Origin of the sequence: Oceanotoga teriensis (genome assembly GCF_003148465.1) — a bacterium.
GTDB lineage: Bacteria > Thermotogota > Thermotogae > Petrotogales > Petrotogaceae > Oceanotoga > Oceanotoga teriensis.
Genome location: NZ_QGGI01000034.1, coordinates 1 through 11,006 on the forward strand (window position 1 = coordinate 1; position 11,006 = coordinate 11,006).

Annotated in this window: 11 protein-coding genes and 1 pseudogene; 9 read left to right on the plus strand and 3 right to left on the minus strand. The window is 28.7% G+C overall.

The window, feature by feature from the left end; all coding sequences use genetic code 11:
• Positions 1 to 168: 168 nt before the first annotated feature.
• Positions 169 to 819 carry an outer membrane beta-barrel protein gene (locus tag C7380_RS13095; protein ID WP_109606643.1) on the minus strand — a complete coding sequence of 217 codons (651 nt, stop codon included), beginning with the start codon at positions 817 to 819 and terminating at the stop codon, positions 169 to 171.
• A gap of 223 nt (positions 820 to 1,042) precedes the next feature.
• Between C7380_RS13095 and C7380_RS13100 the strand changes: the two genes are divergently transcribed.
• The 9 genes from C7380_RS13100 (at position 1,043) to C7380_RS13140 (ending at position 10,633) form a co-directional block, all read left to right on the plus strand.
• Entirely contained in the window at positions 1,043 to 2,080 is a 1,038-nt protein-coding gene (locus tag C7380_RS13100) for a GGDEF domain-containing protein (RefSeq protein WP_109606645.1), read from the plus strand.
• Positions 2,081 to 2,172: 92 nt separating this feature from the next.
• Positions 2,173 to 3,555, plus strand: a complete 1,383-nt coding sequence (locus C7380_RS13105; RefSeq protein ID WP_109606647.1) for a hypothetical protein — start codon at positions 2,173 to 2,175, stop codon at positions 3,553 to 3,555.
• 266 nt (positions 3,556 to 3,821) lie between these two features.
• Positions 3,822 to 5,255, plus strand: coding sequence for an FAD-dependent oxidoreductase (locus C7380_RS13110; RefSeq protein WP_240597632.1), 1,434 nt, complete (start codon positions 3,822 to 3,824; stop codon positions 5,253 to 5,255).
• Entirely contained in the window at positions 5,252 to 6,466 is a 1,215-nt protein-coding gene (locus C7380_RS13115) for an NAD(P)/FAD-dependent oxidoreductase (RefSeq protein WP_109606651.1), read from the plus strand. The genes C7380_RS13110 and C7380_RS13115 overlap by 4 nt, the downstream gene beginning before the upstream one ends.
• A complete protein-coding gene (locus C7380_RS13120; protein ID WP_109606653.1) occupies positions 6,453 to 6,833 on the plus strand; it encodes a DUF1667 domain-containing protein in 381 nt (126 codons plus the stop codon). The genes C7380_RS13115 and C7380_RS13120 overlap by 14 nt, the downstream gene beginning before the upstream one ends.
• 23 nt (positions 6,834 to 6,856) lie before the next feature.
• The gene (locus C7380_RS13125; protein WP_305081390.1) at positions 6,857 to 7,570 is read left to right on the plus strand and encodes an MIP/aquaporin family protein; all 714 of its coding nucleotides are present in this window, start codon (positions 6,857 to 6,859) and stop codon (positions 7,568 to 7,570) included.
• 36 nt (positions 7,571 to 7,606) lie between these two features.
• Positions 7,607 to 9,106 (plus strand): glycerol kinase GlpK, encoded by a 1,500-nt coding sequence (gene glpK, locus C7380_RS13130; RefSeq protein WP_109606657.1) that lies wholly within the window; start codon positions 7,607 to 7,609, stop codon positions 9,104 to 9,106.
• Between the two features lie 89 nt (positions 9,107 to 9,195).
• Positions 9,196 to 9,744: a glycerol-3-phosphate responsive antiterminator gene (locus C7380_RS13135; protein WP_109606659.1), complete on the plus strand. Its 549-nt coding sequence runs from the start codon at positions 9,196 to 9,198 to the stop codon at positions 9,742 to 9,744.
• A gap of 10 nt (positions 9,745 to 9,754) precedes the next feature.
• A complete protein-coding gene (locus tag C7380_RS13140; RefSeq protein WP_109606661.1) occupies positions 9,755 to 10,633 on the plus strand; it encodes a glycosylasparaginase in 879 nt (292 codons plus the stop codon).
• Here C7380_RS13140 and C7380_RS13145 read toward each other — a convergent pair.
• Both C7380_RS13145 and C7380_RS13880 read right to left on the minus strand, forming a co-directional pair.
• Positions 10,611 to 10,865 carry a GIY-YIG nuclease family protein gene (locus C7380_RS13145; protein WP_109606663.1) on the minus strand — a complete coding sequence of 85 codons (255 nt, stop codon included), beginning with the start codon at positions 10,863 to 10,865 and terminating at the stop codon, positions 10,611 to 10,613. The genes C7380_RS13140 and C7380_RS13145 overlap by 23 nt on opposite strands.
• Positions 10,866 to 10,918: 53 nt before the next feature.
• Positions 10,919 to 11,006 (minus strand): annotated as a pseudogene (locus C7380_RS13880) (carbohydrate ABC transporter permease); the annotation flags it as partial.

The window sequence follows — 11,006 nt, forward strand, 5'->3', positions numbered from 1 at the left end:
TTTATGACACTTAGTATTCCACCAGATATTCCGATTTGAACACTAATTATTTTTAAACTTTAAAAAGATAATTCCACTATAAAATCCGAAGACCCTTTATTTACTTTTAATATAATTATAAATCAAACATGTTAATTTATTACTTCATTATATTTATTTGATCATTAATTAAAATTCTAAACTTAAACCAATTCCAATTCTCATACCACCTAAATCTAATTCTTTTTTCGTACCTTCATATTTTTTATAATTATCATCTGAAATTGTTTTTATTTCAGTCAAAGGAAGTTTAGCTATTCTGTAATTACCATTAAGATTTATATTAAATCCATTTTTTATTTCATAATTAAATCCAGCACCCAGTACATATCCCATACCGGTATATTTTTCACCTGGTGTAAAAGATATAGAGCCAATAGATCCTTTTGAAGTAGTTTCATTCATATAGTAAATTAAACCTGCTTTTGCATCAAAAGAAAATGGAGTTGCTGGTATATTTACCTTTAATTTTAAAGCACCATATGGTCCAAATGTATTTTGAGAAATTGAGAAACTGTCATCTGAGTTTTTATAAGAACTGTTGAACCAATCAATTCCTCCTTCTATACCTAAGTTATGATTTAAATACAAGGCCATTCCAGCATATGCACCATACCCTTTTGAAATTTGTTCTTTAATGTCTTCATCAACAGATGATTTTTCGTTGTCGATATAATAGTCGAAGTTATGAGTGTTATAAGTTCCACCTCCAACTATATCGAATGCAAAAGATAAACTGAAAATACTTAAAGATAATAATAAAATTAATACTCTTTTCATAATAAAGTCCCTCCTTTTGATTATAATTAAATCTTACAATAATAAAATTAATAAAAGTTTAAAGAATATATATATAGACCTTTTGTAAAATATTATGTTTATAAAATATTAAGGTTTATATAAATATAATAAAAATGTTTCTGTTTTTTAACAAATTAAAAAGAATTATCAAGATTATATATTATAATTAGTTCGTATATGATATCTTTTTGGGAGGACTTCTATGAATCATAAATTTTTAGATTTAATTTTTGGAGGGGAAGAAAACTCCTTAGAACAAAAGATCTTTTATGTGTCTTGTCTCACTGGAACTTTGGCTTGTTTACAAGGTTCTTTTATGAATTTTCTAAGATTTAATACTGAATTTGGATTTATACTATTCTTTATAGGTATATGTTATTTGATATTTTATTTGTTTACAAAATTTGTTGATTATACGAAAAATATACATTTTTTAGTATATATAATTACTATTATTAATTTTTATCCCATAATTTGGATATTAGATGGTGGTATATTGGGAACCGTACCATATCATTTTCCAGTATTTATAGTATATTTGTTTTTAAGTTTAGATGGAAATAGAAAAAAAGTAGCTTTTTTGTCTTTTTTTATTATGATAACTTTTTTAATATTTTTACAATACTTTAATCCTAATATGTTTCATAGAGAACAAAATATACATGAAAAAATTTTATCTGTATACAGTCAGATATTGACAATATTTTTATCTTTATATTTTTTGATGTATATATATTTTCAAGAATTGAAAAGTAAAAAAGAAAGTTTAGAAAAATTGGCTAAAAATGATCCTTTAACCAGAATTTTTAATAGGAATCATTTTTTTGAAAAGGTTGAATTTTGTTTAAAGAATACTTTTGATAAGAATATGTATTTAATGATGTTTGATATAGATGATTTTAAAAATTTAAATGATAAATATGGCCATTTAGAAGGAGATAAAGTAATTTTAAAAGTTGTAGAAATAATAAAAAATAATATAAGTGAAGATGATTTTATAGGAAGATATGGTGGAGATGAATTTGTTGTTTTTTTTAACAATAAAAACGATGATTATATAAGAGAATTTTGTTTTAAAATAAAGAATTCGATTCAAAGTATAAATTTTTTTGAAAGTATTTCTATGAGTGGTGGAATATCTAAATATGATAAAAACTTTGATATGGATACATTTATAAAAATAGCCGATGATAAAATGTATGAAGTGAAAAGATCAGGTAAAGGTAAAGTCTGTTTTTAATATTAAATTCTTATTCTTTTTTTATTTTATATATTAATTTTAAGATGACATTGTATAATATACGTATAAAAAAGTATAAGGAGCTGAATTTTATGAAAAAAATTGCAGTTTTATTGATTTCTATCATATCCATTTTATCTTTTTCATTCGATGTTAAGTTTAATTTAAATCCAAAATTAGATTTTGATAAACTTTCAACTGAAATGAGATTTGATTTAAGTCATGAATATGAGTATTTTAAATTTTTAGCAGATATGTCTTTAAATAGTGATGGAAAATATGGAGCTGGACAAGGCGGAGGACTTGATAAATACTATTATTATATGAATAATGGTGGAGTATCAATGAAATATGAAAATATAGAGTTTGATGCTGGAATTTTTGAACATTATGATGAAGTTCATTCACCATATTCACTTTTTATATCTTCTCTGGGAAATAATTCAATGATTTTAAACTTTAGATTTGAAGATGATAATTTCTTTTATGGATCGAGATGGATTAGGTTAAATAAAAATTCTGCCCTTTCTTATCCAGATAGAGGTGCTAATTATAAAGTTTATGGATTAAAATTTGGAAATATAAGATTTGCATATCAAGATTCTATAGTATATACCGGTAGATATTTTGATGCAGAATATTTTTTAAATCCAATACCAAATTTTTTTGTTCAGTATATAAATGTAAGTTCAGGTAATCCTTGGCAGCAAAATGGAAATGATAATTCTATAATGGGATTTTTAATAGACATAGAAGAAGATTATTATTATGCATATGCTCAAATATTGGTTGATGATATAAATATGAATAGATTCTTAAAACCAGAAGGATATCAAAATCCAGATAAAATAGCATGGTCATTGGGTGGAAATTTCGATACGAAATTTGGTAATATAGGTCTTTATCATGCTGGAGCAACTAAGTATACATTTGAGCCTTATGGTAATTCTACTCAAAATACTATGTATGGATATACTTATTATCCTGATGTTGAGTATGAGGTTAAAACTATTAATAAAACTATTTTAAATGAAGATAATTATATTGGGTATTACAATGGTGAAAATAATATTTCTTTTATGATTACATATAATAATGAAAAGAATTCAAGTGATTTATTGTATAAGGGAAGTATAGAATATTCTGTTTCAGGTAGCAAATCACCAGCCAATCCTTGGCATGAAAAACCTGATTGGAATTCAGGAATAGATGGACATAAAAATAGTACAAAACTTTTAGATGAATCTGTACTTGAAAATAAATTAATTTGGAAAAATTACTTTAAATTCAATGTTCTTAATAATTTAAGTATAGGATTTAGAGCTGATGAAGGATATATATTTAATAAACTTAAACTTGTTGATGCAGAGCCAGAGTCTGAACATAATAATATAAAATATTATAAACCATCTAATGAGAATGTTCCAATATTAATTCTTGGAATAGATTTTGAGTATATTTGGAATATAAATTAAAAAAAGCCATATCAATTTGATATGGCTTTTTAATATTGTGAAAATATTAATTTTATTTTATTAATTTTTGAATATTTGAAGTTATATAGATATTTAATCTGAATATTTCGAGATAACTGCTCTTATTTGAAATTTAATGAGTTTGCAAAATTGTTTGTGAATTTGCTATAATATATGAAATTGAATAAAAGGCGGAGAATATGAGAAAGCCACATAGATTAAGCGTTTTTTAACGCTCAAGCTATGTGGTTTTTATTTTTTTGGAGGTGACCTTTTTGATTGCTGTAATAGGTGCTGGTGTTGTAGGTACTTTAATTGCAAGAGAATTAATTAAATATGAGAAGGATGTAGCTATTTTTGATGAAAAATCGGGACCTGGAAGAATGGTTTCAAAAGCTAATTCTGGAATAATTCATGGTGGTTATGATGATACTCCCAATACATTGAGAGCTAAGTTGAGTTATAAAGGAAATAAAATGTATGATGAACTTTCAAAAGATCTATCTTTTGATTTAAAAAGATGTGGATCACATGTAGTTGCATTTGAAGAAGAGGATTTAGAGTATATAAATTCCTTGGTGGAAAAAGCTATAAAAAATGGAGTTGAAGAATATCAAATTATAAAAGGCGAAACTTTAAAGAAGATGGAACCTAAGGTAAATGAAGATATAATAGCTTCTTTTTACTGTCCTATAGCAGGTATAGTTAATCCATGGATGGTGGCTCATCAAGCAGCAAGAAATGTTGAAATGAATGGTGGAAAACTTTATTTTAATAAAAAACTCATAGATGTTGAAATGAATGATAAAAGATATTTATTAAAATTTGAAGATGATTTTGAGTTTGAAGCAGATATAGTTATAAACGCTGCAGGTTTATATGCAGATGAAATAGCAAAATTATTTGGAGATGAAGTTCCAAAGATATATCCTGTTAAAGGAGAATATTATCTCACAAAACCAGAGTTTAAATATGTAAATTCTATAATTTTTCCAATACCCAATAAAATATCTAAAGGATGTTTAGTAGTTCCTGTTATAGATGGTGGATTTTTAATAGGACCAAATGCTCAAGAAATAAGAGATAAAAAAGATTTTTCAAATACCAATGAGGGTCTTTCTGAAATAAGAGAAAAAGGTTTAAAATTAGTTCCAGAAATAAATTATAGACAAGATTCTGTAAAAACATTTGCTGGATTAAGACCTGAAACGGCTGAAAAAGATTTTTATATAGGAAAAGGTGAGGGAAATGTTGTACATGTAAGTGGAATAAGATCTCCTGGATTGACTGCTGCACCTGCAATTGCTCAATATGTTGTTGATGAAATTATAAAAAAAGAAATGAATACAAAATTCTTAAAAAGACAAGATTTTAATCCTAAAGTAGATAGTTTTAGAGTATTTAATGAAGAAGATATAGATCTTTGGAATGAAAGAATTGAAAATGATCCAGAAGCTGGAGAACTTGTATGTTTCTGCAATAAAGTTAGCAAAAAGGATATTAAAGCGGCTATAAAAAAAGGTGCAAAAACTTTAGAAGATATAAAATTTTTGACAGGGGCATCTTTTGGAGAATGTCAAGGAAGTTATTGCTCATCAAAAATAGTAAAAATTTTGGCAGAAGAATTGAATAAGAAACCAGAAGATATTGTTATGAATGAAAAAGGAACTTGGATTATTGATTCAGAGGTGAGATTATGATTTATAATACAGATGTTGTTGTTGTTGGCGGTGGAGCGGCTGGTCTAGCAGCGGCATTAGGTGCAGCAGATGAAAATGCCGAAGTTATTTTAGTTGAAAGAGAAGATGATGTTGGTGGAGTTTTAAATCAATGCATACATAATGGTTTTGGACTTCAATATCTAAAAGAAGATTTAACCGGTCCTGAATTTAAAGAGATTATGCAAGAAAAAATTTTTAATCCAAAGATAAGAATATTACCAAAATCATATATTTTGGGAGTTAATAAAGATAAATCTGTTTTTCTTGTTAATAAATATGGTGTTCATACGATTAATACAAAAACTATGGTTATTGCAACAGGGGCAAGAGAAAGGCCATTTTCGTCTATAGGAATAGCTGGTAAAAGACCTTCAGGAGTCTTTTCGGCAGGACTTGCTCAAAGATATATGAATTTAATGAATTTGAAACCAGGAAATTCAGCTTTAATAGTCGGTTCTGGTGATATAGGACTTATAATGGCGAGAAGACTTACTCTTGAGGGAGTTGATGTTAAAGCTGTTATTGAGATTATGTCATATCCTGGAGGGCTTGAAAGAAATATTCAACAATGTTTAAAAGATTTTAATATACCTCTATATCTTTCAAGATCTGTAAAAGAAATAAGTGGAGAAGAAAGAGTTGAAAAAATATTAACTACAAAAGTAGATGAAAGATTCAATTATGTCGATGGAGAAGATATGATTTTTGAAGTAGACACTTTAATATCTTCTGTAGGATTGATACCAAATATTAAACCTTTTGACTTTTTAAATCATGATAATGGTTTTATAACTTCCAATACAAATCAAACATCTGCTGATTGGATATTTGCTGCCGGTAATTGTACTGTAGTATTTGATTTAGTTGATTATGTTGCAGCACAAGGAGAAAAAGCCGGAAGATTTGCTGCAAAAAAAGCATTAAAAAATTATGAAGATGATAAAATTATAAAACTTCAAAAAAGTAAAAATATAGGAATAATGTATCCTACATATATAAACACTGATTTTAAAGGAGAACTTTTTTTAAGAGTAAAAAAACCTTTTAATAAAATATGCATAGAAATACCTGAATATGGAATAAAAAAAGTTATAAATGAAGCTATTCCTTCGGAAATGATAAAAATTCAATTAAGAGATATAAAGAATTTTAATGAAATTATAGAGGTGAAAGCTTATGAAATTGTTTGAAGAGAGAATGACATGTGTTAATTGCCCTGTTGGATGTAAAGTTACAATAAAATTTTATGAAGATAAAACTATAGAAAGTATTGAAGGAAACAGATGTGAAAAAGGAAGGCAATTTGTTATAGATGAAATAATAGATCCCAAGAGAACTCTTGTTACAAGTATTCTCGTTAAGAATGGTAAACAGCCTCTCACATCTGTAAAGTCTGATAAACCATTACCTTTAAAATTTGTTGAAGAAGCTATGAAAATAATAAGAAAAACAGTAGTTAAAGCACCTGTTAAAAGGGGGGATATTCTAATTAAAAAAATTTATGAAGATGTGAATATAATATCTACAAGATCTGTTGAAAAAGAAGAACTCCCTTAAGGTGTAATTATATATTAAGGAGTGTGGGGAAAATGTCGACATTTGTTGCTGAAATTATTGGAACAGCTGTTCTGATATTGTTGGGCGATGGAGTTGTTGCTGGGGTTTCTTTAAATAAGTCGAAAGCAAAAGACTCCGGATGGATAGTCATAACTTTTGCATGGGGTTTAGCAGTATCGATGGGAGTTTTTGCTTCTGGTGAAATAAGCGGAGCTCATTTGAATCCGGCTGTTACAGTTGGATTAGCTTCAATAGGAAAATTTCCTTGGGCTGAAGTGCCTATGTATATATTTGCTCAGTTAATAGGGGCATTTATTGGTGCAGTATTGGTTTGGTTGACCTATTTGCCTCATTGGAAAGAAACTGAAAGCCAAGAAAGCAAATTAGCTGTTTTTTGTACGGCACCAGCTATAAGAGATTATGGTAAAAATATGTTAACAGAGATTATAGGGACTTTTATGCTCGTTTTTGGTATTCTTTTTATAGGAACAAATAATTTACAAAATGGAGTATCTGCATTATCTGTTGGTTTATTAGTATTTGTTATAGGAATGTCATTAGGTGGACCAACCGGTTATGCAATAAATCCTGCGAGGGATTTAGGACCAAGAATAGCACATGCTATTTTACCCATACATGGCAAGGGTAAATCTGATTGGAAATATTCATGGGTGCCTGTAATAGGACCTATCATAGGTGGTATTATAGGTGCATTTACATTTAACTTAATATTTTAAATAAAATGTGTATAAGAACAAAAGGGGGATACAATTATGAAAAAATATATTCTTTCATTTGATCAAGGAACAACAAGTTCAAGAGCTATACTCTTTGATCATAATGGCAAAATAAAAGGAGTTTCTCAGAAAGAATTTAAACAGATGTTTCCAAAATCTGGTTGGGTAGAACATGATGCAATGGAAATATGGGGAAGTCAAAGTGGTGTTGCAAGAGAAGTTCTTGAAACGGCAGGAGTTAAACCAGATGAAGTTGCAGCAATTGGTATAACAAATCAAAGAGAAACAACTGTTGTTTGGGATAAAAATACTGGAAGACCTGTTTACAATGCCATTGTATGGCAATGTAGAAGAACAGCAGCCATTTGTGATGAGTTAAAAAGAAAAGGTTGGGAAGAAAGAATAAAAGAAAAAACAGGTCTTGTAATAGATGCTTATTTTTCAGCAACAAAAATAAAATGGATTTTAGATAATATAGATGGTGCAAGAGAAAAAGCTGAAAAAGGGGAATTATTATTTGGAACTATAGATACATGGCTCATATGGAATTTAACAAGGGGAAAAGTTCATGTGACAGATTATTCCAATGCATCAAGAACTATGCTATATAATATAAAAGAATTAAAATGGGATGATGAAATACTTGAAGAGTTAAATATACCTAAATCTATGCTTCCAGAAGTTAAGCCTTCAAGTTGTGTATATGGTTACACAGATGAACGAACTTTTGGAGGATCTAATATTCCAATAGCTGGAATTGCAGGAGATCAACAGGCAGCACTTTTTGGACAAGCTTGTTATCAACAGGGAATGGCAAAAAACACTTATGGTACAGGTTGTTTTATGCTCATGAATACTGGTGAAAAACCTGTTGAATCTAAAAATGGCCTTTTGACAACTATAGCATGGGGTATAGAAGATAAAGTTTATTATGCATTAGAAGGTAGTATATTCGTTGCTGGAGCTGCAATACAATGGTTGAGAGATGAATTAAGACTTGTATATGATGCACCTCAATCAGAATATTATGCTAATCTGGTTAAAGATACAGAAGGTGTTTATGTTGTGCCTGCTTTTACAGGACTTGGAGCACCGTATTGGGATATGTACGCAAGAGGAGCTATTTTAGGTTTAACAAGAGGAACAAAGAGAGAACATCTTGTAAGAGCTACACTTGAATCTTTAGCATATCAGTCTAAAGATGTTTTAGAAGCTATGCAACAGGATTCTGGTATAGAGTTAAAAGCTTTAAAGGTAGATGGTGGAGCGGCAGCAAATGACTTTTTAATGCAATTTCAATCTGATATATTGAATGTTCCAGTATTAAGACCTTCTGTACTCGAAACAACGGCTATGGGTGCAGCATTTCTTGCAGGACTTGCAGTTAAGTTTTGGGAAAGTGAGAAGGACATACAAAATATATGGGAAGTTAATAAGACTTTTGAAAGTAAAATGGAAGAATCCGATAGAATAAAAAAATATAAAGGATGGCAAAAAGCAGTAAAAAGAGCTATGGATTGGGAAGAAAAAGAATAAATTTTATCAAAATGATCCTTGATTTATCAAGGGTCATTTTTTAATATTTTTAGTATAATAGAATTAAATACTTACAGGAGGAGATTTTTATGATATTTTTCAAGAAAAATACTGTTATACCAGCTGTAAGAGACATTAATGATTATGATGAGGCTTTAAACTCTAAAATGGCTTCTATATTCTTACTTGGAGGTTCTTTGGTAGAATTGAAAGATTTACATGAAAGAGCTAAAGAATATGGCAAAAAATTAATAGTCAATGTTGACCTTGTTTCTGGAATAGCTATAGACAAAAAAGGTATAGAATATCTTAAGAAAAATGATATGTGTGATGGAATAATATCCACAAGAAATACAGTCATTCAGGCAGCTAAAAAATTTGATTTTTTTACCATACAAAGAGTATTTTTAATAGATTCGTCCTCACTCAATGCATTAAAAAATGTTATTATAAATACAAAACCTGATATGATAGAAATATTGCCTTCAGTTGCAGCACCATTTTTTTTAGAAATATACAAAAATATAAATACTAAAATTATTGCTGGAGGTTTAATAAGAAATAAAGAAGAAATAAATGAACTTTTTTCAAATGGAGTTTATGCCGTGTCTACGAGTAAAAAAGATTTATGGAAATAGGAGTGATACTATGCATTATGGTATTATAGCAACATGGGAAATGGCATTTGAAGGTATAAAAAAAGGGTTTGAATTAATTGAAAAAAATTTTAGTTCTGAACAGGCTTTAGAAGAAGCTATAATGGATGTGGAAGACAATCCAGAATTTAGCTCTGTTGGTTTTGGTGGATTGCCAAATGAATTTTGTGAAGTTGAATTAGATGCAGCTTTTATGAATGGAGATACTTTATCTATTGGCGGTATAGCTGGAATAAAAAATTTTTCAAATCCCGTTTCAATTGCAAGATCTCTTATGAAAAATAGATTTAATAATTTTCTTGTTGCTGAAGGGGCAGAAAAATACGCGGATTTAAATGGATTTAAAAGAAAAAATATGTTAACTGAAAATGCGATGAAACAATGGAATTTAAGAAGAGAAAAAGTCATGAAAGAAGGACTATCTCCTTATGATGGTCATGATACAGTTGGAATGGTAGCTTTGGATTTTAAAAAAACTATATGTTGTGCAACATCTACAAGCGGATTATTTATGAAATTAAAAGGTCGTGTTGGTGATTCGCCTTTTTTTGGTTCTGGACTTTATGCTGATAGTGATATAGGTGGAGCTACAGCAACTGGTTTGGGCGAAGATATAATGAAAGGTAGTATTTCATATGAAATAGTTAGAAATATGGAAATCGGGATGAGTCCTCAAGAATCTGCTGAAAAAGCTGTTTTTAAGCTTCATAAAAAATTATCAGATAAAAGAGGAAAAGCTGGGGATATATCTGTTGTTTGTATGAATAAAGATGGCGATTTTGGAGCAGCAACTAATATAGATGATTTTTCATTTGTTGTAGCAACAGATAAACAGCCTTTAAAAGTTTTTAAATTAAACCGTTTTTTTTAATTAATATTAATTTGTTTTTTCTGGAGAGTTTTTTTATTTCATACTCTCTTTTCATTGCATCACTTTTATTTTTGAACTCTTCAAAATAAACAATTTCAACAGGTAAACGACTTCTCGTATACTTTGAACCTTTTCCAGAGTTATGAGTTTCTAACCTTTTTTTTAAATCATTTGTCCAACCTGTATACAATGAATTATCAGAGCATTTTAATATATAAGTATAACATAACATATTATCACCTTTTAATAAAAACAGGAGAATACTCCTGTTTTTTTGATATAAACTTAACCTTTAACAGAACCAGATAAAAGACCTTTTAAGAAATACTTACCAAGAACGATATAAACGATAAGAGTGGGTAAAGCAGCAACC

Coding starts and splice junctions, on each gene's coding strand:
- C7380_RS13095 (WP_109606643.1), bottom strand. CDS start 819: ATGAAAAGAGTATTAATTTTATTATTATCTTTAAGTATTTTCAGTTTA.
- C7380_RS13100 (WP_109606645.1), top strand. CDS start 1,043: ATGAATCATAAATTTTTAGATTTAATTTTTGGAGGGGAAGAAAACTCC.
- C7380_RS13105 (WP_109606647.1), top strand. CDS start 2,173: ATGAAAAAAATTGCAGTTTTATTGATTTCTATCATATCCATTTTATCT.
- C7380_RS13115 (WP_109606651.1), top strand. CDS start 5,252: ATGATTTATAATACAGATGTTGTTGTTGTTGGCGGTGGAGCGGCTGGT.
- C7380_RS13120 (WP_109606653.1), top strand. CDS start 6,453: ATGAAATTGTTTGAAGAGAGAATGACATGTGTTAATTGCCCTGTTGGA.
- glpK (WP_109606657.1), top strand. CDS start 7,607: ATGAAAAAATATATTCTTTCATTTGATCAAGGAACAACAAGTTCAAGA.
- C7380_RS13135 (WP_109606659.1), top strand. CDS start 9,196: ATGATATTTTTCAAGAAAAATACTGTTATACCAGCTGTAAGAGACATT.
- C7380_RS13140 (WP_109606661.1), top strand. CDS start 9,755: ATGCATTATGGTATTATAGCAACATGGGAAATGGCATTTGAAGGTATA.
- C7380_RS13145 (WP_109606663.1), bottom strand. CDS start 10,865: ATGTTATGTTATACTTATATATTAAAATGCTCTGATAATTCATTGTAT.